The 24,131-nt window shown below is 36.7% G+C and carries 31 protein-coding genes; 24 read left to right on the top strand and 7 right to left on the bottom strand.

Going from position 1 to position 24,131, the window contains the following annotated elements:
- Nucleotides 1-44: 44 nt before the first annotated feature.
- Nucleotides 45-902, bottom strand: a complete 858-nt coding sequence (locus U9K52_RS01055; RefSeq protein WP_263603794.1) for a helix-turn-helix domain-containing protein — start codon at nucleotides 900-902, stop codon at nucleotides 45-47.
- Between the two features lie 203 nt (nucleotides 903-1,105).
- Here U9K52_RS01055 and U9K52_RS01050 point away from each other — a divergent pair, with 203 nt between their 5' ends.
- Nucleotides 1,106-1,414, top strand: a complete 309-nt coding sequence (locus tag U9K52_RS01050) for a hypothetical protein (RefSeq protein WP_248391866.1) — start codon at nucleotides 1,106-1,108, stop codon at nucleotides 1,412-1,414.
- Nucleotides 1,415-1,497: 83 nt separating this feature from the next.
- Here U9K52_RS01050 and U9K52_RS01045 read toward each other — a convergent pair whose 3' ends face one another.
- The 5 genes from U9K52_RS01045 to U9K52_RS01025 all read right to left on the bottom strand — a co-directional run bounded on the left by U9K52_RS01045 (nucleotide 1,498) and on the right by U9K52_RS01025 (nucleotide 6,509).
- Complete coding sequence (locus U9K52_RS01045) at nucleotides 1,498-3,168, bottom strand: hypothetical protein (RefSeq protein WP_322924575.1); 1,671 nt, start codon at nucleotides 3,166-3,168, stop codon at nucleotides 1,498-1,500.
- Nucleotides 3,169-3,670: 502 nt separating this feature from the next.
- Nucleotides 3,671-4,768 carry a calcium:proton antiporter gene (locus U9K52_RS01040; RefSeq protein WP_248391863.1) on the bottom strand — a complete coding sequence of 366 codons (1,098 nt, stop codon included), beginning with the start codon at nucleotides 4,766-4,768 and terminating at the stop codon, nucleotides 3,671-3,673.
- A gap of 72 nt (nucleotides 4,769-4,840) precedes the next feature.
- Nucleotides 4,841-5,299, bottom strand: coding sequence for a MaoC family dehydratase (locus tag U9K52_RS01035; RefSeq protein ID WP_248391862.1), 459 nt, complete (start codon nucleotides 5,297-5,299; stop codon nucleotides 4,841-4,843).
- A 135-nt stretch (nucleotides 5,300-5,434) separates the two neighbouring features.
- Entirely contained in the window at nucleotides 5,435-5,629 is a 195-nt protein-coding gene (locus U9K52_RS01030) for a cold-shock protein (RefSeq protein WP_248391857.1), read from the bottom strand.
- A gap of 52 nt (nucleotides 5,630-5,681) precedes the next feature.
- A complete protein-coding gene (locus tag U9K52_RS01025) occupies nucleotides 5,682-6,509 on the bottom strand; it encodes a DEAD/DEAH box helicase (protein WP_323673772.1) in 828 nt (275 codons plus the stop codon).
- A 442-nt stretch (nucleotides 6,510-6,951) separates the two neighbouring features.
- Between U9K52_RS01025 and U9K52_RS01020 the strand changes: the two genes are divergently transcribed.
- The 19 genes from U9K52_RS01020 (at nucleotide 6,952) to U9K52_RS00930 (ending at nucleotide 20,798) form a co-directional block, all read left to right on the top strand.
- Complete coding sequence (locus U9K52_RS01020; protein WP_322924568.1) at nucleotides 6,952-7,905, top strand: beta-1,6-N-acetylglucosaminyltransferase; 954 nt, start codon at nucleotides 6,952-6,954, stop codon at nucleotides 7,903-7,905.
- A gap of 93 nt (nucleotides 7,906-7,998) precedes the next feature.
- A complete protein-coding gene (locus U9K52_RS01015; RefSeq protein WP_263603797.1) occupies nucleotides 7,999-8,325 on the top strand; it encodes an ArsR/SmtB family transcription factor in 327 nt (108 codons plus the stop codon).
- A gap of 56 nt (nucleotides 8,326-8,381) precedes the next feature.
- The gene (locus U9K52_RS01010) at nucleotides 8,382-8,855 is read left to right on the top strand and encodes a DUF6428 family protein (protein WP_322924565.1); all 474 of its coding nucleotides are present in this window, start codon (nucleotides 8,382-8,384) and stop codon (nucleotides 8,853-8,855) included.
- Between the two features lie 23 nt (nucleotides 8,856-8,878).
- Complete coding sequence (locus U9K52_RS01005; protein ID WP_322924563.1) at nucleotides 8,879-9,490, top strand: hypothetical protein; 612 nt, start codon at nucleotides 8,879-8,881, stop codon at nucleotides 9,488-9,490.
- 1 nt (nucleotide 9,491) lies between these two features.
- The gene (locus U9K52_RS01000) at nucleotides 9,492-9,983 is read left to right on the top strand and encodes a GNAT family N-acetyltransferase (protein WP_322924561.1); all 492 of its coding nucleotides are present in this window, start codon (nucleotides 9,492-9,494) and stop codon (nucleotides 9,981-9,983) included.
- Nucleotides 9,984-9,988: 5 nt separating this feature from the next.
- The gene (arsB, locus tag U9K52_RS00995) at nucleotides 9,989-11,020 is read left to right on the top strand and encodes an ACR3 family arsenite efflux transporter (RefSeq protein WP_322924559.1); all 1,032 of its coding nucleotides are present in this window, start codon (nucleotides 9,989-9,991) and stop codon (nucleotides 11,018-11,020) included.
- A 311-nt stretch (nucleotides 11,021-11,331) separates the two neighbouring features.
- Entirely contained in the window at nucleotides 11,332-11,670 is a 339-nt protein-coding gene (locus tag U9K52_RS00990; RefSeq protein WP_248391841.1) for an NHLP leader peptide family RiPP precursor, read from the top strand.
- Between the two features lie 93 nt (nucleotides 11,671-11,763).
- On the top strand, nucleotides 11,764-13,761 hold the full coding sequence (locus U9K52_RS00985; protein ID WP_322924556.1) for an adenylate/guanylate cyclase domain-containing protein: 1,998 nt from the start codon (nucleotides 11,764-11,766) through the stop codon (nucleotides 13,759-13,761).
- Nucleotides 13,762-13,854: 93 nt separating this feature from the next.
- Nucleotides 13,855-14,184: an NHLP leader peptide family RiPP precursor gene (locus U9K52_RS00980; RefSeq protein WP_263603803.1), complete on the top strand. Its 330-nt coding sequence runs from the start codon at nucleotides 13,855-13,857 to the stop codon at nucleotides 14,182-14,184.
- Between the two features lie 24 nt (nucleotides 14,185-14,208).
- Entirely contained in the window at nucleotides 14,209-14,541 is a 333-nt protein-coding gene (locus U9K52_RS00975; RefSeq protein ID WP_263603804.1) for an NHLP leader peptide family RiPP precursor, read from the top strand.
- A gap of 28 nt (nucleotides 14,542-14,569) precedes the next feature.
- Complete coding sequence (locus tag U9K52_RS00970; RefSeq protein WP_263603805.1) at nucleotides 14,570-14,926, top strand: NHLP leader peptide family RiPP precursor; 357 nt, start codon at nucleotides 14,570-14,572, stop codon at nucleotides 14,924-14,926.
- A 27-nt stretch (nucleotides 14,927-14,953) separates the two neighbouring features.
- The gene (locus U9K52_RS00965; protein WP_263603806.1) at nucleotides 14,954-15,316 is read left to right on the top strand and encodes an NHLP leader peptide family RiPP precursor; all 363 of its coding nucleotides are present in this window, start codon (nucleotides 14,954-14,956) and stop codon (nucleotides 15,314-15,316) included.
- Nucleotides 15,317-15,336: 20 nt separating this feature from the next.
- A complete protein-coding gene (locus U9K52_RS00960; protein WP_409515161.1) occupies nucleotides 15,337-15,684 on the top strand; it encodes a class IIb bacteriocin, lactobin A/cerein 7B family in 348 nt (115 codons plus the stop codon).
- A 45-nt stretch (nucleotides 15,685-15,729) separates the two neighbouring features.
- Entirely contained in the window at nucleotides 15,730-16,080 is a 351-nt protein-coding gene (locus U9K52_RS00955) for a class IIb bacteriocin, lactobin A/cerein 7B family (protein WP_066440811.1), read from the top strand.
- A 107-nt stretch (nucleotides 16,081-16,187) separates the two neighbouring features.
- On the top strand, nucleotides 16,188-16,385 hold the full coding sequence (locus U9K52_RS00950; protein ID WP_263603808.1) for a hypothetical protein: 198 nt from the start codon (nucleotides 16,188-16,190) through the stop codon (nucleotides 16,383-16,385).
- 90 nt (nucleotides 16,386-16,475) lie between these two features.
- Entirely contained in the window at nucleotides 16,476-18,035 is a 1,560-nt protein-coding gene (locus tag U9K52_RS00945) for a type 2 lanthipeptide synthetase LanM (RefSeq protein WP_322924549.1), read from the top strand.
- A 55-nt stretch (nucleotides 18,036-18,090) separates the two neighbouring features.
- Entirely contained in the window at nucleotides 18,091-19,272 is a 1,182-nt protein-coding gene (locus tag U9K52_RS00940) for a hypothetical protein (protein ID WP_322924547.1), read from the top strand.
- A 21-nt stretch (nucleotides 19,273-19,293) separates the two neighbouring features.
- Entirely contained in the window at nucleotides 19,294-19,947 is a 654-nt protein-coding gene (locus U9K52_RS00935; protein WP_322924545.1) for a hypothetical protein, read from the top strand.
- 110 nt (nucleotides 19,948-20,057) lie between these two features.
- On the top strand, nucleotides 20,058-20,798 hold the full coding sequence (locus U9K52_RS00930; RefSeq protein WP_248391824.1) for a DUF3667 domain-containing protein: 741 nt from the start codon (nucleotides 20,058-20,060) through the stop codon (nucleotides 20,796-20,798).
- A gap of 5 nt (nucleotides 20,799-20,803) precedes the next feature.
- Here the strand turns inward: U9K52_RS00930 and U9K52_RS00925 are convergent, their stop codons facing one another.
- Complete coding sequence (locus U9K52_RS00925; RefSeq protein ID WP_248391823.1) at nucleotides 20,804-21,565, bottom strand: response regulator transcription factor; 762 nt, start codon at nucleotides 21,563-21,565, stop codon at nucleotides 20,804-20,806.
- 233 nt (nucleotides 21,566-21,798) lie between these two features.
- Here U9K52_RS00925 and U9K52_RS00920 point away from each other — a divergent pair, with 233 nt between their 5' ends.
- The 4 genes from U9K52_RS00920 to U9K52_RS00905 all read left to right on the top strand — a co-directional run bounded on the left by U9K52_RS00920 (nucleotide 21,799) and on the right by U9K52_RS00905 (nucleotide 24,125).
- On the top strand, nucleotides 21,799-22,425 hold the full coding sequence (locus tag U9K52_RS00920; protein WP_263603812.1) for a hypothetical protein: 627 nt from the start codon (nucleotides 21,799-21,801) through the stop codon (nucleotides 22,423-22,425).
- Between the two features lie 75 nt (nucleotides 22,426-22,500).
- On the top strand, nucleotides 22,501-23,139 hold the full coding sequence (locus tag U9K52_RS00915; RefSeq protein WP_322924540.1) for a helix-turn-helix transcriptional regulator: 639 nt from the start codon (nucleotides 22,501-22,503) through the stop codon (nucleotides 23,137-23,139).
- A 47-nt stretch (nucleotides 23,140-23,186) separates the two neighbouring features.
- The gene (locus tag U9K52_RS00910; protein ID WP_263601199.1) at nucleotides 23,187-23,489 is read left to right on the top strand and encodes an NHLP leader peptide family RiPP precursor; all 303 of its coding nucleotides are present in this window, start codon (nucleotides 23,187-23,189) and stop codon (nucleotides 23,487-23,489) included.
- A 114-nt stretch (nucleotides 23,490-23,603) separates the two neighbouring features.
- Complete coding sequence (locus U9K52_RS00905; protein WP_263601200.1) at nucleotides 23,604-24,125, top strand: cyclic nucleotide-binding domain-containing protein; 522 nt, start codon at nucleotides 23,604-23,606, stop codon at nucleotides 24,123-24,125.
- The last annotated feature ends 6 nt before the right edge of the window (nucleotides 24,126-24,131 follow it).

Raw genomic sequence — 24,131 nt, 5'->3', positions numbered from 1 at the left:
TTTTGGTTCAAAAATCAACTCCGAAAATATTCAGAAATACTTATTCATCTGCTTTCTTTGTGGCTGAGACGGTAATTTGAAGGACTGCTGTGGAATTTATCCTGAAAGCTCTTCGTAAATGTTGCAAGATCATTAAATCCGCAATCATATGCAATATCGGTAATCCTTTCATCTGAAATCAGGAGTAGATCTGCTGCTTTCTCAAGTTTTTTATTTCTTATATAATGGGCAGGTGTGTCGTTATAAAGTCTTGCGAATTCTCTTTTGAAGGAAGAAACACTGAGGTTGTTCTGTTCGGCCAGCTGCTCAATAGTTAACTGTGAAAACAAATTCGCTTCAATGATCTGCTTAAAAGAATAAGCCGCCGGAGAAAAAAGCCGGGACAGGATCAACTGAACAGATGCTGCACTTTCAGACTGAGCCAGCAGTAAAATGATTTCCTTTAGCTTAAGAATCAGGATATCTTCGTTGACGAGCGAAGGGTTTTCAAAATAGAAAAGCAGGCCTTCCACATATTTCTTAACCAGAAAATCGTTATTAATCTTCTGATTGGATTTATTTGAAACCATATTTTCCGGTTTTTGCATAAGCAACGGCAATTCCCGGTCATAAATCTTCTTTAAAATATCAGGATAAAAAGTAACGATAACAATATGACAGCTTTCCTCACGACTGGAATTCTGAATATGCTTTCCAGAACTTATACAATTCAGCAATAACGAATAATCCGTAGGAATATTAACCGATTTATCATCCGATCTGTATTGAAGTTCTCCCTTCATTACATAAATAAAACACGCTTGTTCTGCCACCGGAAAATCGTATCTGAACGGCCCTTTCAGTTCGATTTTCTGCATCAGGGTCTTTCCGAATAGTTCATATTTTCTGTAATCATTAATCATAATTATTATTCATTAAACTTTATTCAAATTTATAAAATATATAAAGTTTAGGATGATCTCACGACAGTTTTCTATAACAGCAGTTTTCGAATATTTCACTATCTTTCAGAAAGAAAATAGAGAAGGCTGCAGAAACACCAAAACAAACAAGTGATCATTAAACTGTTTTTGATGTTCGGTTGCTTGGTTTAAAAATTTACCTCATGAAAAAACGCCCCCACTTTAAAGCATTAATGACTTATAAAACAACAGAAGATGGTGGCATTGTCACTCCTGTTTCATCCGGTTTCCGGGCTTCATTGAAATTTGCTTTCGAAAGCAAGCTGTATATGGCAAGCCAGACTTTTTCTGAGACAGAACTTGTATTTCCCGGAGATATTATCAGTGCCGAAATTACGATGATAAATGATGACCTGCCAAACGATAAATTCTACGAAGGAATGGATTTTGAGTTTGAAGATCAGTCGGGAACCATTGGAAGCGGCGTCATTATTACTGTTTATCCGCTGTAAATATTATTTTTCACTTAAATTCAGGTGATAGATATAAAAAGGAGACCAAAAAGGTCTCCTTTATTAATGTGTTATAATTTTGATTACAATTTATTATTAACATCCGTAAATGTTCCGGTAATTGTTGAAGTACCATTTTTGGTAACTGTCCCGTGAATGGTAATGGATGAATTGGTTCCGATAAATTCAATTTTTGATCCCTGGTTAATGGTAAGGTTTCCGAAAATCGTTACATTTCCTTCAATTTTCCAGTTGGCGTTGCTGTTAAGGATCATATGCCCATAAGTTGTAAGGTTACCTTTCAGGTTAAGGAGCGCACCACTGTTGATATTAAGTGAGTTCCATGGGTTGCTTTGTGTACCCTGATAGAACTGCCCGTACATATTGAATGTTGAATTGCTGTTCAGGTTAACTCCCTGAGAAGCTGTTAATGCCCCGCACCAAGTAAGAGTCTGGTTTACATTGATTCCCTGAAGGCTCTTTGTTCCGGAGTATTCTAATGTTTGTCCGGAGTTCACATTCAGCCAATCACTTCCGTTGTAAACTGCATAACCAGAACAGTTGGGAGCACCACTTTCAGGAGCTACGGTTTTAATAATTTTTAATCCTCCGGTTCCTGTTGCAACGAAGATATACTCCCCTTTACTCATTACGAAATTAGAAGAACCTGTTAAATCAAGCGAACCCATAAGTTTAAGCTGATTATTATCCGTAGTATAAACATAAAGACCGGCCCCTCCATTGGCTACAAATATCCTTCCTGAATTTACAGATACTGCATTGCTTACAATATCCGAAGCATTAACACCCGGAACCTGTGTAGGTAAAGAAAGCGTTTGAAGTTTTGTTCCTGAAGTTAAATTATAAACCCCAACTCCATTATATCCTTCCGAAACCAATAATTTCCCGTCGATAAAATCAATCGTTCTTTTAGCTTCTGCCACATCTGTGGAAGTTGAGAAAGAAGTGATTAAATTAAGACCATTTGCATCATAAATTTTTACACCTTCCGTTCCGCTCAATACAACAATTTTATTGTTGTTATATCCCAATGCTCTGAGATCAGTAAGAGGGATCGACATTTCAATTTGCTGACTGCTTTTATTAAGCTGTGCCAAAACACCCGTCGCTCCTGAAACAGCATAGTATTTTGAGCTGCTGGAAGTAACATCCGTTCCTACCTTACCGTTAAGTACAGTCTGCTGAAGTGTGTTGGTAAGCATACCACCGTTAAGTGTCATACTTCCTACAAAAGCAGGTGATGATGCTCCCGAAGCATAAATATCTTTAGCACCTGCAATATATAATTTACCGTTATCGTATCGTACAGAGCTTACATCTGTATCCGGGAGGATTGCCTGCATGACAAGCTGCGGAGCATTCGGATTTGTGATATTTAAAACCTCGATGGCTCCAAGATAGGTCTCGCCTTCCGTATTATAGGAAACATAAGCATAATTTCCTTCCACTGAAACATGAGTTGCTCTTAATGTTTTTCCGTTATAAACCGGCGGTGCTACTTCAGCCACCAATACGAGGGGAAAATTACCTGCCTGAACTGTTTTACCACCGGAACTTGATTTCATATCCAGCACACCGGCATTTCCAAAGTCGATTCTTTTGCTTAATGTACCGGCATCAGAACTTAAAATAGGACCCGTTTCCTGCTGATCCTGAATTTCGTCGCCATCATTCCGGCAAGATAGAACTGTTAGAAAAGTAAGTACAGCGATGTACGGTAAAATTTTTCTCATAAAAATATTTTATTTATAATATTGACAAAAGTGACTATTTTTTTATAGCACAATTTAATTTGTATAGTTGTTTGTTGCTCTCTTTAAACATTACAAATCTACTGCGACAAGCAAGACCATTTTGTAGTCTAAACAGTACATTGATGTAGTAAAATAACTACAAAAATAGTATATGCTATAAATTTTTTATCATTAAATTAAAATCTAAATAACATTGCTGATAACTCATCAAAGTATTCTATTTAATCTCAGAAACTTATATGAAATTTATTATACCTGAAATATTTTTTTCTACCCTATCTAAAAGATTGGCAGGTTCCTTATTTTCGAAAAAAACTTCTATATGAAAATGATCGAGTTTGGCCATAATACGAATAAGCTCAAACTTTTGCTCACGAGTAAGCTTAGCCGAAACTATTCTTGTAAATTCGGAAAAGGACACTCACGCAAATTATAAATTACGCAACAATAACAAATGATTTACATAAAAACATTGCACTGTTTAAGGCACTACGGCTATAAAAAGATAAATTAAAAAAATCCCTACCAATACAATCCCCTGCATAATATTGGTCTTACCGGTAGCCAGTGATACCGTGATAATAAACAAAGAAAGCCCGAGAAGGACTGTTGATTTGATATCAATACCCAGCGTCATTCTTATACCGGTAATAACAGATATAATTGCAATAGCCGGAATACTTAGCCCGATACTTGCCAGTGCAGAGCCAAATGCAAGATTCAAAGAAGTCTGGATCTGATCATTTTTTGCAGCCCTGAACGCCGACAGCGCTTCGGGCAAAAGCACGATCCCGGCAATGATAATCCCAACTGCAGATCTGGGTGCACCAACAGCAATCACCAGAAATTCAACATCTTTAGAAAGCAGCTTTGCCATCAATACTACTATCCCAAGACAAAGCATTAGAAAAAAACTGCTGATGTAGATCGTCTTATAAGAACTTTTTTTATAATTATTTTTTTTACCATGATCTTCCAAAAGTTTGTTCTGTGGTGAAATAAAGAAGCTCCGGTGCCTTATTGTCTGAACCATTGTAAAGCCGATGTAAAGTGACAGGCAGATCAGCGCAATGAAAAGCAGCTGAAAAGATGTATATTCTCCGCCGCTGTGGCTCACCGTATAATTCGGGAGTATAAGCAGAAATACCACTACTGCTGTAAGAGTAATAAGAGCTGTGCTTACACCTTTCAGGGTAAAAGACTGCTCCCGGTATCTCAATGAACCTATGACAATACAGATCCCGATAATTCCGGTAAGAATAATCATTACGGCCGCAAAAACAGTATCTCTTGCCAGGGTAATTGTTTCCAGCCCTTTCGCGCCCAGCATAATGGAAATGATAAGTCCCACTTCTATCACCGTAATGGCAAACGCCAAAAGCAATGTACCGAAAGGTTCACCAATGCGGTGTGCAATAACTTCCGAGTGATAAACTGCCGCCAAAACGCTTCCCAATAGTAAAAAAGTTAAAAGGATCGAATAATAGCCTGAAGAAAAAAAAGCACTTGCAAAATATAAGAGCCATGATAAAAGCGGAACAATGATTGTCCATGTCCGTAAGTATTTGTTTTTATACATAAAGGTTTTATGATATTCTATAAAAAATGTACTTCTTATAAAAGTTAATGATGTTTATTCAAATGAAATTTTCTATTTGAACTGATAAAGAAATACCACATCGCCTGTATACGCAGGTTTAAGCTCATTTTTAATAAGAAGCTTCGCCCCGACAATAACTTTAACCGTTCCTTTAAGGTTATTGACAGACCGGATAGTAGCCTGAAGAGAAACTTCACAATCAACTTTTACAGGAATCCCGAATCTGAAATTTTCTATTCCGTAATTGATTTCAAGATTGACATTACGTACCTCTGCGATCTGTTTCCAAAGATAAGGTATCAGTGAAAGAGTAAGGTAACCGTGCGCAATTGTCGACTGATATGGTCCTTCGTGCTCCGCTTTTTCACAATCTACGTGAATCCACTGATGATCCAGTGTCGCATCTGCAAACCGGTTGATCTGATCCTGATCTATGATATGCCAGGAAGAACTGCCCACCATTGTACCTTCCAGCAATTTATATTCTTCGTAATTGTTGATGATAACCATTGTTATATTATTTAATTGTTAAGTGAATAAAATAAGTATTATTTCCGTCTGTATAATACTTAAACCGTTAAAAGCCTCCTGCATAGAGCAAGAGGCTGATGATATAACGAAAATAAAAGTAATATATCGATTAAATTATGCGAGTTTTACGTTAACCGCATTTAAGCCTCTGTCACCTTTCTGTACATCAAAAACAACCTGATCGTTTTCACGGATAGATCTTGTGTTCAGTCCCGAAGAATGTACAAATATATCTGTCCCACCTTCTGAAGGGGAAATAAAACCGAAGCCTTTTGCTTCATTGAAAAATTTTACGGTGCCTTTTTGCATTGTAATTATTATTAAAAATTAATAGTATATCGTTCTGTATATTTTACAGAACTCATTTTTGAAATTGTCTAACCGGCATGGTAAAGCCAATCAGTTTTTGGATATTTTTTAAATCTACCTGTTCTTCTGCATTGCAGAGAGCAATTGCTGTTCCTTTGGCCCCTGCCCTTCCCGTTCTGCCATTTCGGTGAATATAGATTTCCGGAACATCCGGAAGTTCATCATTTACAGCATCCACGCTCTTTGCCGACAAAGGGTGTACTGTTACCTCAACAGGATTCTGCAGCATGGTTTTTGCAAATTTCCGAATGTCAACAGGCATTGTAGCAGAAAAAAACAGGGTTTGTCTTTTCTGTGGAATCATCCTCAGTATTTTGTTTACATCATTGATAAAACCCATATCCAGCATACGGTCTGCTTCGTCCAGAACGAGAACTTCTATTTTGGAAAGGTCAATATGTCTTTGCCCTGCAAGATCAAGAAGTCTTCCCGGCGTCGCTACAAGAATATCCACTCTCTTCCTTAAAGCAGCAAGCTGGCTGCCTGTAGAAACTCCTCCATAAACAGACAGCTGGGAAAGAGGAAGATACTTACTGTAGATTCCTAAATTTTCTTCAATCTGTATGGCCAGTTCTCTTGTGGGGGTAAGTATTAAAGTTCTTATTTCATTGTGATCGGGAGTATACTTTTTCAGCAGTTGCAGGATAGGCATTGCAAATGCAGCAGTTTTTCCGGTACCGGTCTGCCCACATCCGATGATATCCTTTCCGGCCAGAATATGAGGAATTACAGAATATTGTATCTCTGTAGGTTTGGAATATCCGGCTTCTGTTACGGCACGGATGATGGGATTAATTAAATGTAAGCTTTTAAAACTGATCATAACTGTTCGGGAGTTTCCGGTATCTTGTGAGCAAATCCATTCTCGGATCTGAATAGGCAATATTGTAAGGATAAATAAATCAAGTGATACTCTTTCCATTTATCAGCTTCTTGCTTAGCTTCCATGTTATTTCAAAATATCGGACAGCCTGCAATAACATAGCATTTCTTATAATTTTCGGAATTAAAGTTCCGGTTGTTAATTCGAAATCGGATTAATAATTGGGCAGCTGTAGAAGCAAGACTGAGAGATCTAAATATGATTTAAACGATGCCAGTTTTAGCGAAGGCAGGAACCTGTCTTATGAACACATTGCAAATATACGGTAAAACAAAGTATAAAATAGCAAATATAATTAATTGATTATCAAAATTTTATTCGTAGCTTACACCTCAAACAAATTGTTTGCAAAAATGCGGATGATTTAAATTCCGTACCGATGCAAACCCACATGAACCTCCCGCAAACCCAATCCGAAATCCAGGATCAGCATTCACCCCGACAAGTCAGAATTGCCTATTTTATTATGGTACATCATAAAGCGGATGTTTTCAGGGCCATGTTTGAAAAGATCTATACCCGGGATCAGTTTTACCTTATCCATATCGACAGAAAGGCCAAAGCGGAGCTAACAGAAGAAATTCAAGTGTATCTGATGCAATATCCGAATGCATTTGTTTTGGAAAGTATGAATATCATGCCGGAAGGTTTCAGCATGATCCAGGCAGAGCTTAACGCAATGGAATATCTGCTGAATGTAAGTAAGGAATGGGATTACTTTATCAATTTAAGCGGTGAAGACCATCCCCTGAAGTCCCAAAACATCATCCGCCAGTTTCTTACAGCTCATAACGGCAGAAATTACCTTTTTTACTACGACCAGAAATTTTACAGACCTGATACACTCCGAAGAATCCAGAATCATTTTACGGAATTAAGCCATAAAATTTCTTCGTTAATTTATAAAAGAGAATTTATGGATGGAGTGATCCCCTATATCGGAGGCAAATGGTTTATATTTACCAGAGAAACCTGTACTTTTCTTGTTAATAACAAACGGGTGATGGACTTTGAAGATTATTACCTCCATACCCTTCTACCTGCAGAATCATTTTTCCAGACGGTTCTTATGAATACGGTTTTCAAGGATATTATTGTAAATGATGATAAAAGAGTCTTTATCGAAAAAAATTTTTTCAATAAAAATCAATATCAGATCCACCTTATTGAATCACTTAAAAACAGCAACCAGCTTTTTATCAGAAAAGTGAATGATAAAACCCATGAAGGCATTCTTCAATATATCAACGAAAGTTTTCATATTCCTCTTAAGGAAATCGACGAAGTGCAAAGAGAACTCAAAAGAGAAGACCGCAACAATAACTGGTCTTAGCCAATATCTGAAAAGAGCAATATGATATAAAAAAAATATATTTTATTAGGATAATTAATCACTTAATCGTAATATTGCAATATATAATTATTTATGGGCGCAACTAAAACAGATCATTTTACAGATCAACAGAATAAAATAGCAATCATTGCCAAAGCACTGGGGCATCCCGCAAGAGTTGCCATTATTGAGTATCTGCTGAAGGTAGACACTTGTATCTGCGGCGACATTGTCAATGAATTACCTTTGGCACAAGCTACCGTTTCTCAGCATTTGAAAGAACTGAAAAATGCAGGACTTATCAAAGGAAACATCGAAGGAACAGCTATCTGTTATTGCATTGATGAAAATACCTTTAGCATACTGAAAGATTATTTTTCAAAAATAATTGTTACGGTTGCCAACCAAAAGTGCTGTTAAGTATTTTTTTACTTTTAATCATCGCAATATTGCATTTAACCAATAAACTTAGCATTATGAAATTATCAGAAATCAAAACAATTTTACCTACATTAGAAAATGTTGAATTTCAGCTGGAAGACGGAACCTTTGTTCCGGAACATTTTCACGTAACAGAAGTTGGAACAGTTATAAAACACTTTATTGACTGCGGAGGAACAATTCGTAAAGAAAAAACAGTAAGTTTCCAATTGTGGAATGCGAACGATTTTGAGCACAGGCTGAAACCCTCAAAACTTCTGAATATCATTAAGCTCTCCGAAGATAAGCTTGGTCTTGAAGACGGCGAAATTGAAGTAGAATACCAGAATACTACTATCGGAAAATATAATCTTGAGTTTAACGGGCAGAATTTTATTCTTACCAATACCACCACTGCCTGCTTAGCACAAGATGCCTGTGGAATTCCTGAAGAAAAACAAAAAATCAAATTATCTGAACTTTCTTCTGATTCATCTTCCTGCTGCATGCCAAACTCAGGGTGTTGTTAAATAATATCCTAAATAAATAATCAATGTATCCTAAACTATCAGAAACGATTGACCTGATGAAGCATCAGGAAATCAGTCAGGAAAGGAAAAATACACTTGCCCCGTTAATTGATTTCATCCAGAAAAAGATGGATAAAAAAACAGAAATCCGAATTAATTTTATCTGTACGCATAATTCAAGGAGAAGCCATTTAGCACAGATCTGGGCACAGACAGCAGCGGCTTACTATAATATTCCGGGACTGAGCAGTTATTCCGGCGGAACAGAAGAAACGGCATTGTTTCCTAAAGTAGCAGAAACACTTATCGGGCAAGGCTTTTTCATTACAAAAATTTCGGATTCCGAAAATCCGGTGTATGCTGTTAAATACTGTGAAAACAGTCATCCGATTATCGGTTTTTCTAAAAAATATGACAGTTCTTTTAATCCGCTCCGGGAATTTGCGGCGGTTATGACGTGTTCTCAGGCCGATGGCGGCTGCCCTTTTATTGCCGGTGCCGAGCAGCGTATTCCCATTACATTTGATGATCCTAAAGTTTCCGATGGCACACCGGAACAGACAAGAATTTACCATGAAAGAAGCCTGGAAATCGGCGCTGAAATGCTTTATGTTTTTTCACAGATAAAAAAATAAAATGGAAGTTATATCAATCAACAAAAATCATTATCCGGATATCGCTGAAATATACAGGCAAGGTATCGATACAGGCATGGCAACATTTGAAACTTCCGTTCCTTCCTGGGAAACCTGGAATGAAAATAAATTGGAACACAGCAGATTGATAGCCTTTGAAAATAACGAAGCGTTGGGATGGGTAGCTTTGTCTAAAGTAAGCAGCCGTTGCGTTTATGAAGGTGTTGCTGAAGTAAGTATTTATGTATCCAAAAATCACAGAGGAAAAGGTGTGGGAAAAATACTGATGGAAAATCTCATTAATGAAAGTGAAACCCACGGAATCTGGACTTTGCAGTCGGGAATGTTTCCCGAAAACGAAGCAACCATAGCTTTGCATAAGCTTGTTGGATTCAGAATCATAGGCTATCGCGAAAAAATAGGCAGACTGGGAGGAATTTGGAGAGATAGCGTACTGATGGAAAGAAGGAGTAAAATAGTAGGAACAGATTAAAAGATATGCAAACAAAATTAAAATTTCCCGATAACTTCCTTACTCTTTGGATATTCCTGGCCATGTTTTTGGGAGTAAGCTTAGGATATTTCTATCCCGGAATTGCCGAAATGGCCGATAGAATGTCCGCAGGAACCACAAATATCCCATTAGCAATCGGGCTAATCGTCATGATGTATCCTCCGCTGGCAAAAGTTGACTACACATTATTACCTAAAATCTTTCAGGATAAAAAAGCAATCGGAATCTCTTTAATTTTAAACTGGATAATCGGGCCTGTTCTAATGTTTATACTGGCTGTCGTTTTTTTAAGAAACGAACCGGACTATATGATCGGGCTTATTCTTATTGGTTTGGCAAGATGTATCGCTATGGTTCTTGTATGGAACGACCTGGCAAAAGGGAATCGTGAATATGGCGCATTGCTGGTAGCGCTGAACAGTATTTTTCAAGTATTGAGTTACAGCTTTATGGTATGGCTTTTCATTAATGTTTTACCTGAAAAATTAGGGCTTGCACATTTCAATGTCACCGTATCAGTGAAAGATGTTACTAAAAGTGTTTTGATCTATCTGGGAATTCCTTTCCTGGCCGGTTTATTAAGCCGTTATTTTTTAATCAGACTGAAAGGAACAGAATGGTACAACAGGAAATTTATTCCTGCCGTTTCTCCTCTTACATTATATGCATTGTTATTAACAATTGTATTGATGTTCAGCCTTAAAGGCGACACCATTGTCAAGTTGCCTTTAGACGTTGTAAAAGTGGCCATTCCTCTTATCATTTACTTTATGCTGATGTTTTTTGTAAGCTTCTTTATCAACAAATCACTGAATATCCCTTATGATAAAAATGCATCCGTATCATTTACCGCAACAGGAAACAATTTTGAGCTGGCCATCGCTGTATCCATTGCTGTTTTCGGAATCAGTTCCCAACAGGCTTTTGTAGGTGTCATCGGCCCGTTGGTGGAAGTTCCGGTTCTTATTCTGCTTGTAAAAATAAGCTTGTGGCTTAAAAAACGATATTACAGTTAGGATGGACCGAAATTATACCTTAATTTTTTAAAATATAATATTTTCAGTCACTTTAAAGCCTTCCACATACATTCATCATTTTAATCAATAAGCCTTAACATCAATTGTTAAGGTTTTTATTTTAGATGAATCCACATCTTCATTCCAGATTTCTAAATCTTAATTTCAAATCTTTTAATACTCTTTTACATACACGGCAACTTTAACATTAGCTGTGAAAGTAATTATGCCAGATAAACAGATTATTTGGCGGGTATGTCAGCCCTGATCGGAGTAATTTTACACTAGTAAACATTCCAAAAACTATCAAAATGAGCACTAAGAATGAACAGGAAGCCCTGCAATCCATAGTACAGAAAGCATGGAAGGATCCGGTATTTAAACAAAATCTGATTGCCAATCCGAAACAGACTATTGAAAGTTTTTTAGGACGTTCCATGAACATTCCTGAAGGCAAAAACATTGCTGTTGTAGATCAATCTAACCCGGCAACAATTTTTATCAATATTCCGGCAGAGCCTGATATGGATGATATGGAACTGAACGAAGATCAGCTGGATATCGTAGCCGGAGGTTCGGGACAGGCTGATCCGCCACCGGTAATTCTTATTATCAGTAATTCGAATGGCGATTTATTTGGTGGGAATTAATCTTAAATTCCATTTACTAAAGAACAATTCAACGTATATATTCAGCCTCTGAATGTATACGTTTTTGCTTACAATTTAAAGTACAAAAGAATTATGAAAAGGTTTCAGATACTTTCAACACTCCTCTTTTTTCTGGTCTTAGGAACTCAGAAACTGGGATTTTTCGGTCAGGTAAGTGCTGATCCGGTAAAAAATACGGTTCCGAAAACCAGCCAAAACGGGGACGATTTTTATCAGAAAGGAGAAGCGCTTCAGAATGCAGGAAAGTATGCCGAAGCACTGCATTTTTTTGAAAACAGCCTTGATATTTATAAAGAAAAAGGAAACACCAAAGGAGCCGGAGATGCTTTAAATAAAATAGGAACCATGTATTATTACCAGGGAAAATACCTTGAAGCCATGAATTACTTCAACCGGTGTGCTGAGGTTTATCAGAAAATCAATAATATCAAAGGGGTTTCTTCTGCGATGAATAATATCGGGGCTATTCATTATTATTTAGGAAACCATCTGAAAGCACTGGAATATTACAAAAAAGCCGTCGGAATTCAGGAAAAACTGGGCGATCAGAAAATCATTGCAGCCACCACCCAGAACATTGGCGGAATTTATTTGAATATTAAAGATTTCGGCAATGCCATGAAATATTATAAAAGGGCAAATGCGATTTATCAAAAGCTGAATGATCAGAAATCTTTAGCGCAAAATCTCAACGGAATCGGAGAAGTATATATGAAACAGCATGATTTCAAAAATGCCCGTGAAAATTTCATCAAATCCTTACAGATTGCAGAAGCTTTAAATGATAAGCAGAAAATAACGGAAGTTTTATTTAATCTCGGGGAACTGTTCAGAATGCAGAATGATGTGGAGCAGGCAAGGAATTATTATAATCAGTCCCTGAAAACTGCTGTAAAAATCAATAACCTTCAATATACAAGTGTCTCGCAAATTGCCCTCGGAAATATTCTTCTGCAGAAAGGAAAAGCCGAAGAAGCAAGAATAAAATGTGAAACCGCTCTTTCCATGGCTGAAAAACTGGGTGCCGTGAGTGTAAAAAAGGATGCCTGCGATTGTCTGTATAAAACATATAAACTTTTAGGAAACAATAAAAAAGCGCTGGATTATTACGAAAAAAATCAGGCGTTCAAAGACAGCCTGCAGTCTGAACAAACTTCTAATAAAATTTTAGGAATGGAATTTCAGCAGAAACAGTTGCTAGACAGTCTTTCTTTTGTTAAAAAAGAACATCTGATCCAAACCAGACATAAGGAGGAGGTGGAAAAAAAGGAAAGACAGAAAAATTACATCATGCTTACGCTTCTCTTTATCCTGATTATTGCAGCCGGATTATGGAACCGGCTGGCTTTCATGAAAAAGTCCAGGGAGGCTATCCGTGTAGAGAAAGACAACTCCGAAAGATTATTATTAAACATTCTTCCGCAGGAAATTGCCGACGAGCTGAAAGAAAAAGGCTATGTGGATGCCCGGAATTTCAGTATGGTTTCCATTCTTTTCACCGATTTTAAATCATTCACGGAAACTTCTGAAAAACTCTCGCCTCAGGAATTGGTTGAAGAGATCAATATCTGTTTTAAAGCTTTTGACAGTATTTCTGAAAAGTATAAAATCGAAAAAATAAAAACCATCGGTGATTCTTATATGGCAGCCGGAGGTATTCCCCAGCCTCATAAGGATTCTTTACGGAATATTGTCTGCGCAGGTATTGAAATGCAGGAATTTATGCTGAAAAGAAAACTGGAAAATTCAACGGGCAAGCCGGTATTCGAAATGCGCCTGGGAATTCATGTCGGGCCGATAGTTGCCGGAATTGTCGGAGTAAAAAAATTCCAGTACGACGTTTGGGGTGACACCGTGAATACAGCAAGCCGCATGGAGAGCAACGGGATGACCGGAAAAGTAAACATCAGCGAATATTTATATGAACAAATTAAAGATGAAAAAGACTTTTCTTTTCACTACAGAGGAAATATCCAGGTAAAGGGAAAAGGAGAAATCAAAATGTATTTCGTGGAAAGAAACCAGGAAGCATCGGCATCATACGCTGCTGTAGCCTTCATCGGACAATAAAACAACAAAAATAAATTGACAATCCTGTCGGCGATTTTGGCAAATTTATCATTCTTAAACAGTGTAGCTTTACAATATCAGAACAACGAAATAATGGAAGTAAAAACTGCACAACAAGTATTACAATTAGTGATCTCTAAAGCCTGGGAAGACCTGAGCTTCAGAAAAGAATTAATTGAGAATCCGGTAACAGCCATTGAAAACCTTACCGGCGCGAAGATCACCTTACCGGAAGGAAAAGAGCTTATCATAGCAGACCAGTCTGACAATTCTAAAATTTTCGTGAACATACCCTCCGAGCCGGATTTGGAAAACATGGAGCTTTCCGAAGGCCAGTTGGAAGCTATTGCAGGAGGACAAAACGTAATGGGGAGTATTGTAGACGCTCTATTTCCGAAATTACACGATTTTATAAAACTATAATAACAACACAAAGGAACTCATATTATGGAAATCACTCAAGAACAAAAAATGTACGCAGAGATCGTACAGAAAGCATGGGATGATGCCGGGTTTAAAAAAGAACTTTTGGAGAATCCCGTAGAAGCCATTGAAAAACTTACAGGTACGAAACTGAATCTGCCTGATGGAAAAAGAATCATAGTACGTGACCAGACGGACAACTCGTCCGTATACATCAACATTCCGGCAAAACCCAATACTGACGATATCGAGCTTAATGAGAACCAGCTGGATATGGTGGCCGGAGGCAGGGAAACAGGAATTATAAAAGATGTTGTGGATTTCTTATCCTCGCTAAGCCTTTATTCACCCAAATAAAAATCAAACAAATACAAAATTAATACGTATGGAATTTACTCAAGAACAAAAAATGTATGCAGAAATCGTACAGAAAGCATGGGAAGATGCAGCGTTCAAAAAAGAACTGGTAAACGATCCCGTAGCTGCCATCGAAAAATTAACAGGTAAAAAAATGAACCTGCCGGAAGGAAAAACACTGGTAGTAAGAGATCAGTCTGATGAATCGGTTGTTTACATTAATATTCCTGCACCTGCTAAAAATTCTGTAGACGCAGAACTCAACGAAGAGCAGCTGGAAGCCGTTTCAGGTGGAATTGCTGCCGGAGGACGCATACCGGACTTTCCTTTTCCAGGAGGAACCACAGGACCCTACAATCCTTTTCCGCCAATTTTCAGCGAATAACTAATACTAACTTAAAATATTAAAAACATGGAATTCACTCAAGAACAAAAAACGTACGCAGAAATCGTACAGAAAGCATGGGAAGATGCAGAGTTCAAAAAAGAACTGGTAAACGATCCTGTAGCTGCCATCGAAAAATTAACGGGTAAAAAACTGAATTTACCGGAAGGAAAAAAATTAATCGTAAGAGATCAGTCTGATGAATCTGCGGTTTACATCAACATCCCGGCCGCTCCGAAAAACACGGCTGATGCAGAACTAAGCGAAGAGCAGCTGGAAGCAGTTTCCGGAGGAGCTGCAATCTGGCCGCCAAGAGACACTACGTTTCCTTTCCCTGGCGGAACAACAGGGCCTTTCATTCCTACTATCCCAATTTTAACAACAATTTAATTTAAAACTAACAACAAAATATTACAAACATGGAATTAACACTAGAACAAAAACTGAACGCTCAAGTAGTACAAAAAGCATGGGAAGATGCTGAATTCAAAAACGAATTAATTGCAAATCCTGTACAGGCAATGGAAAAACTTACAGGTCATAAAATCAACCTGCCGGAAGGACAAAAGCTGGTAGTCGTTGATCAATCAAATGATTCTACAGTTTATTTCAACATCCCGAAAAAGCTGAATCTTGATGCGCTGGAGCTTACTGAAGAGCAACTTGAGCAGGTAGCTGGTGGACTTACGCCAACATTCGTTGCTATTGGTTACGGATTTATGGCTGGTGTAGCAGTATGGGCTGCAACGCACCAATAAAAAAATGCCCAATAAAAAATTAATCACTTAAAAAAAATCAAAACAATGAACTTAACAATAGAACAACAAGAAAAAGGGGCTGAGCTTTTAAAAACCTTAGCACAAAAAGCGTGGGAAAGTGCTTCTTTTAAAGAGCAGTTAATTAAAAATCCTGCTTCTACAATCGAGCAGCTGACAGGAAAGGCTGTACCAACAGATAAGAAAATTATCGTTGAAGACCAAACAGATGAATCTGTAATCTATTTAAACATTCCTACAAAAGTAAGCTTGGATGAATTGGAATTAACAGAAGAGCAACTGGAAATGATCGCCGGAGGAGCTACTCCCATTGCTGCTGCTTATGTAGCAGGTGTTGCTCTAGGTATTGGTGTGAGCTGGGTGGTTTCTCACTGGTAAGATACTACAATCCTTTTTTAATTTTATATCATCAAACAACCACCCTTTTGAGTGGTTGTTTGATAGTTTTTTCACTGTATATTTACAAAAAAAATAATACCGAAATCATGAATAAAAATGCCTTCAAACCTGTTTTAGGACTTATTGCAATAATCTTAGGCTTTGTAATATATAAGCACCTCGACCTTCGCACAATGACGTTGAAAGATCCTTGGATGGATGCTTTATACATCATCACTCTTGTCATCTGTCTTTTCTTACTGTTCAGAAGCAGAGGGCAAAGCTCAAAAGAACTTGAAAAATAAGATTTAAAATAAAATCTTTTTTACTCTACCTGTCAATAGATTACATTATTTATTGATCCTATTACTAATGCCTAATAATCACAATTGAAAATGGATAATCCGACAATGAATCTGATTAAAGATGAGCACGCAGACATACCTTTTGTAGACGTTCTGGTACCCTATACACAAGGTTTTGTAAATGAACTTAAAAAAACAAATATTTCGGCTGTATTGATAAACAAACTTCATATAGGACTTTTGAACGAAATGAGCAGTGTGGCAGAAGTAACGTTACAGGATGAGCTAAATGATCTAAAAAAGAATGGCTTAACTATTTACAGTGAATTTGTAGAAACAATGTATTCAACATTAGCCATAAAATATCCTGTTTTAAATAAAATTTTAAAAACAGTTGTCAACAATTACCTCATCCACATTCAAAATATTTTTTCAAATTTCAGCAAAGATCTTCATTTTATTTCTAAGACATTTTCTTTAGCATTGAACAGTGATATTACTATTAAAGATATCAACCTGAGTCTTGGTGACGGACACGGTGGAGAAAGTACAGCTTCCGTAACATTATCCAATGATACGAAACTCATTTATAAACCAAGAAATATTGATACTGCCAAATCATACAATGTATTTATCGATTGGATAAATCAAAAATTAAATATTAATCTGAAAATTTTAAGATGTCTAAATTATGAACATTATGGCTGGCTGGAATTTGCAGATCATCATTGCGCAGACTCTGTTACCGATCTTCAGGAGTATTATCAAAAAGCCGGAGTGCTTTTAGCGGTTACCCTTCTCTTAGGAAGCAAAGATTGTCATTATGAAAATGTGATAGCATCAGGAAAAAATCCTGTAATTATAGATCATGAAACGATTATTCAGCCGGTTTTATCACAGCAGTCCATCCGCACTTGGGATGAGCATCATAAAATAGCTCCTTTCTCTGTATTGGAAAGTATGCTTATTATTAATAAGAATACCGGAGTTCCAACAGAATATGCAGGATACGGAATTAAAGGCAATATCGAAATAATGGATCTGGAAAAAAAGGTTATACATCCCAATACGATAGATTCTAAAAGAGACACCCGTTTTGTATTCAGAAAACTGGTCAAGGAAAACATTCCTTTCTACGAGGATAAGCATCTATTTGCCGGGGATTATCGAACTTTTTTCATTGAAGGCTTTACAAAAGCTTATGATCTGTTTGTATCATCAAAAGATGAACTAATGTCTTCAGATTCTCCGATTCAGGGTTTCAAAAAACAAAAAATAAGGTATGTATGGCGACCGACATTTGTGTATTTCAGGATTTTAAAATACATGAGAAGCTCTGTTTTTATGAAAAGTTTCGAAGCTTACGAATCAAAATTATATGAGCTGATGTCGAAAGCTTACCAAAAAGCAGACTGTGAAAATTATAAATTCATTCTTAATCATGAAATGCAGCAAATGCTGAAAGGAGATATTCCTTTCTTCAATCTGGATAGCCAGGATCATCATCTTGGGGGAAATGGCTCTTTCAAGATCTTCAGCCACAACTGTATTGAAAATATTGAGCAGAGAATAAACCTATTCTCCACAAAGCATAAAGAGGAACAAATAGAATTCATCAATAATTGGCTGAACATCAATACCTCTGTATAGGTTTAAATAAATTCAAAAATCATCATTCCTTTTTTAACATTTATAATTAATTCTGATGAATATTCTTACCATACCTTATTTTGCAGGAGGACTTTCACACCTGATTCCTTTATATGTTTTGCAGCAGAAATACCTGAAACACAGCATCGGAATAAAAAATCATTTTTTAGTAAACAGCGGTTCCCAAAATTTTCTAACCATGCAGGGAGTTGCTTGTGTACCACTAAATTATAGTTTAGAAGAAAATCCGCTGATTCCCGAAAACTCGGAGAAAATAAAAGAACAATTGCTGGAAATGGAAAAAAAAGCATATGAAATAGTGAAACCATCAGTAATTATTGAAGATACTTCTTTTTTTACTCCTCTTATTGCTGAAAAAAATAACCTACCTCGAATTTCAATTCAAAGGACAGGAATTTTTAGATCTATTGATAAAAAATTTAGAAATGCCAATCATGTTCATTCTCTGGAAAAAGGAAACAACAGCAGCAAATCTGACGGCTTTTCGGACTCTCACAATACAGAAACAGCAACAAATATGGAATCTGACCTGTATTTTCTTCAGCAATATGCAAAGCCGAAAGCCAAAATCGTCCCGGGAATACCTACCATCGAACGGTTGCCGGAGAATATAAAAGACAAAGATTCTTATTTCTATTCCGGACCTTTGATTGTAATGGATAAGCCTTCAAAAAACTTAACCGAAAGACTATTTGGATTTTTGAAGATAAATGAAAAAAAGCCCATTGTATTTATTACAACGGGTACAATAGACAAAACACCAATTGAAAATTATATTGAATTTTTTGTTCAAAAAAATTATGCGGTGATTACAACTTGCGATCATCCTGTAAACGAAAAATATAAGCAGGAAGTTTTTTACAATAAACTGCTTCCGCTGAATTACATCTGCGGAATTTCGAATCTGGTTATCCACCAATGCGGTTCCGGTATGTACCACTATCCTATCTTGAACCGGGTTCCTTCTCTTACAGTAGGAACGCAATGCTACGACCGCGAAGATGTGGCGCTAAGACTGCAGGAGCTCGGAGTTTCCGCGCATATTCCTCACCCCGACGATAATTCTGACTATTGGAATATTTTTCTTGATATGGTAGATAAATTTGAAAGAAATACATTAATCAATTACGAAATGATGGATCAGCTAAAAACCGAAATCGAAGAAACAATGTCCGGTTTTAAAATAGAAAAAGTTATCGAATACGCATTAGCATAAACCCAAACAAAAATTATTACCATGAAAAAATCATTTTACGAATTATGCAAAGATGCCGGCACCGATAAGGTAATGCATCATGGTTATCATTTTTTTTATCCTTCTTTTTTAGAAAAACTAAGAAATGAGAAATTCACCATGCTTGAAATCGGATATGGTTCCGGGGAATCTGCGAAGATGTGGTGCGAATATTTTCCTTACACCAACTTTTTCTGTATTGATATCGATACCGAAGCTGTACACAATGACCGATGCAGAATAATAAAAGCAGACCAATCTAAGAAAGAAGATTTACAAAAAATAACAGGGAAAATAGAATCTGCAAAGCTCATCATTGATGATGGCAGTCACAATCCCAGACATCAGTTCGATACTTTTATGTATTTGTTTGAAAATCTATTAGAAGAAGGCGGTATTTATATTATCGAAGATATTGAAACCAATTACTGGAAACCCAATGCCGGACTTTACGGCCGTTTTGTCGGGGATTTTAATTTAATGAAAAGCATAAGCTCTTTTCCGGATATGATTAACCATGAATTTTCGAAAATCCAGAATACATTGAAGATTTCAACAGTCACCTACGGACAAAACTGCATCATTATTACCAAAAGAACAGAAGAAGAACAATTATATTTTGACAGAAAATATAGATTCGAGATTTTTACATCCTAATGAGAAATCACGGTATTTAATTAATCAATTCTTAAACATCGAAATAAAAATTTTTAATAGTTTTGCAGCAAACAATTGTTTTAAAGCAACGCCATAAAAATTAATATCCCATGAATCACAACAAATGTCTGAACTGCAACAGCGAAACAGAAAACAACTATTGTTCTCACTGCGGACAAAAAACTTCTACACACCGTTTTTCTTTGCAGCATTTTCTGGCGCATGATCTTGTGCACGGCGTTTTTCATCTGGATAAAGGGTTTTTGTTTACCGTTAAGGAGCTTTTTACAAGGCCCGGCCACAGCATCAGGGAATATGTTCAGGGGAAACGGGTAAAACATTTCAATGCGTTTACCGCCATTATTTTTGTGCTTACCATAACGCTTGTTATTACAGGGGCAACCAAAGTGAAAGCCAGTGAAATTTACAATCAGGAACAATTAAGCGAATATTCAAAATTATTGAGGGAGTATTATAAGCTCATTATTTTATCAGGAATTCCGTTTTATGCATTGGGAAGCTACTTTATCTTTAAAAAAACAAAACAGAATTACACCGAAAACCTTGTCCTGAATACGTATCTCACCATCGGCATGCTGATTCTTGGCTTAATTTTTCCCATCATCACCGTATTTTATACTAATGTAAATGCATTGTATTACCTTAAAGCCATTACGCCGATTCTTAATATCATTTATATATTCTGGTTTTACTATCAGTACTTTTCAGGATATGAATATAAAAAAGTTTCATTAATCATCAGAACATTACTCATTACTGTTTATATTCTTCTGATCAACGGCGCCATCAATGCATTAGCGAATAAAATCGGTATATTTTTACAGCATTAATCTTATCAAATAAGCATATTATTGGTTGCGAAAATAATCGCTTCTGAAATATTGGTAACTTCAAGCTTTTCAAAAAGCTTTCTTCGGTGGAATTTTACGGTATCCGGCGAGACGAAAATGGTATCGGCAATTTCATTGATTGTAAGGCCTCTAGTAGAAAGCTGAAGAATTTCTTTTTCTCTTTTGGAGAGCGAAACCTGTTCAGTCACTATCCAGGTGTTTGTTTCAAGATCATAGTTGTAGACCTTGTTTTGTCCTTTTTTGTAAATTTTTACATTTCCTGCCTCTTTACCTGATGACAGGGAGACGATGCATACTGCCTTCCATATTTTCCCCTGTTTGGTTAAAAACATGGGAGTAAGTTTATGATTAATAAGGATGAGTCTTCCTTCCTTGTTTTTTATATGAAAATCGTAAGAAATACTGTACTCTTTTCTTTCCGAAACAGGAATTTTTTCATAGAAATCAAAACCGGCATTGTTGATTTTCAGCAGCATCTGCAGATCACTTTCAGGGACATGTTTGAAATAAAAAGCGTAACCCATCTGCAGTACCTCTTCCGGGGTATTTCCGCATAGAAAAAGGGCATTATCAGAAACAAATTCAAACCCCTGTTTTTCATAGTCGATCACATAAATACTGGTGTAGGTAGCGCGGGCAAAAGACTTTATGGGTTCAAGATAATGAAGGGTCTCATCACCCAGATCTGATGAAGCTTCAACCGTGTTCCTTGAGTCAAAAAAAGAGTTTATGTCATTCCCACTCATATCCTTAGTTTTTTCCAAAAATAGTGAAAAGAATTTTACATTATACATTTTTCTAGAAAAATTATATCTGTTTTATTATTAGATACATATTTATTTTTTTTAAATGTTACTTTTTTCACCCTGTCAGGAAAAACTACACTAAAAGATAGTTTTTTATCCCGCCTGTACATACTACCATTTAGTGTAGGAGTTTTCATTTTTTGATGAAATAGTTTTGTTACAAACCAATAACCATGAAATCACAAAACTATTTTGAAAAGCTTGAAATGGATCAGCTGTCTGAATTGGCAAATTTCGTAGTTAATGAAAACATGTGCCATCACAATGACAATGAAACAGACGAAACGGAACATATCCAGGACATGATCACAAAAATGTATTATGAAGACCTTAATCTATTCTTCAATTCAGAATTTTTTGTTTCAAAGGATTCTTCAGGAGCAATAGAAGGTGTTATAAGAGTTGTAAAATGGGATTATCATCAGGAATTGCCAATTCAGAAATTATTCCAGATCGATCCCTTACAGCTCAGCAACAAAAAGCGCCGCACGCCCATCTGGCATATCGGAAGATTTGCAACCAGAAAAAACATTGGAGACCGGTTTTTATTTAAAAAATTAATGGTCTGCGCCATTGCTCCCTTGTGCCGAAAAAAAAGAGGGCTGGCTTTTGCAGAGTGCGACAGCAAACTTCTGAAAGCCATGAAGCTGCTGGGAATAAAAGCCAAAGTTTTAGGAAAATCCATCAATTATCTTGGATCAGAAACAATTCCTATTTCACTGGATTATGAAGGACTAAAAGAATTTTATCACCAAAACAAAAAATTAATACATCGCAGAAAACTTACTCCGGCTACATAAAATTCACACCTACGTCACCAAACCGATCCACTACCAACACACCTTAACCAAATCAAACCATATAAAAACTGAGCTATGAATACCATGACTAACACTATTGACTGGACTTCACCGGATGTACTGAGCCAGATTGTCCACAACATTAAAAATCCTCTGGAAACCATCATTACAGCCAGCAGACAAAATGAAAGACCCGGCCATGAAATTATTTTCAACAGCAGCAAACAAATCAATAATCTGATAGAGGAAATTTTAACCGAAATAAAATCCAAATCGGTAAGCCTGACATTTCATGAGCGCCCAGATATTTTCGGAATTTATGAAGCCAATGAAAACGTTCAGTGCATGTGTGCAAAAAAAATCAATCCCTCAAAAATTACAAAACTTGATCAAAACTGGCTGGTAAATCTCGAAAAGGAAATTTACAGATCCATTAATCAGAACGATATCAATATCTATGATCTTGCCTATAAAATGGCAGTAAGCGAGAGACAGCTTCATCGTAAAATAAACAGCCTGCTGTATCTCTCACCCAACAAATATATCAGAATTCTTCGCCTGCACAAAGCTAAAGAATTGATCGATAATTATATCCAGAACTCAATTTCCCAGGTGGCATATGCAGTCGGTTACAATGATGTTCATTACTTCTCTAAACTATTTGTAGCCCAGTACAATATGTCCCCGAAAGAGCTTATTCATTCTTTAAAATAAAGAATGCAGGTAGTGCGAAGAGAGCATTACAAAAACATCCAACTAATATGAAACTAACAAACGAACAAAGGAAAGGACAGGAAGTGCTTTTTAAAATCATAGAAGAAGCATGGAATAATGAAGCGTTTAAAGAATCCCTCCTCTCCGACCCTGAAAAAACATTAGAAGCATTCTTTGGCAGAAACCTTCCTAATGGCAAGAAAATCATGGTGACCGATCAGTCTGACCCGGATTATCTGTACATCAATATTCCTGTAAAGCCTTATTCAGATTTTGAAATGGACGATAAAGATCTGAATAAAATAGCAGGCGGAACCGATATACCGAAACCAGGAACAGCAAACACCTGAACGATACCCAAAAACCCTTAAACGGAAAATGCCATGTCCGTTATCGCGTAAAAAATGGCAAATCCGTAAACTGATAATTAAATAATTTGGCATAACCATTTAAACTTAAAGATAATGAAACGTGTACTTTTTTTCTTAGGACAATTAAACGACATCGATGTAGAGTGGATGATTAAAAATGGAAGTAAAATTGAATTGAAAACAGGCAGTAAACTCATACAGAAAGGACAGCCTATCGACAACTTATACATCGTGCTTTCCGGGCAGCTTGTAGTGTGTACAGACGGTGCGGATAATGAGACTATTGCAACACTGGGAGCCGGTGAAATCGTAGGTGAAATGTCTTTCCTTGAGTCAAGATCGCCCTCTGTTTCGGTAATTGCCACGCAGCCCACTGTTGCTTATGTAATTTCCAGAAATGTAATGGATTCCAGGCTTTCCACCAACTCGGATTTCAGGGCAAATTTCTACTATGCGCTGGCACTTTTTCTTTCTAACAGACTTCGGAAAACTACCGAGCAGATGGGCTACGGAAAACCTGAAGAAGAAGATTTAATAGACATTAATGTTCTGGATGGTGTGGCTCAGGCCGGATCAAGATTCGGACAGATACTCAACAGATTTTCAGAAGTTTAAAATTAG

Origin of the sequence: Chryseobacterium sp. MHB01, assembly GCF_034651565.1 — a bacterium.
Classification (GTDB): domain Bacteria; phylum Bacteroidota; class Bacteroidia; order Flavobacteriales; family Weeksellaceae; genus Chryseobacterium; species Chryseobacterium nepalense.
The sequence above is the reverse complement of the archived record's forward strand: the minus strand, read 5'-3'. Positions and strand labels throughout refer to the sequence as shown.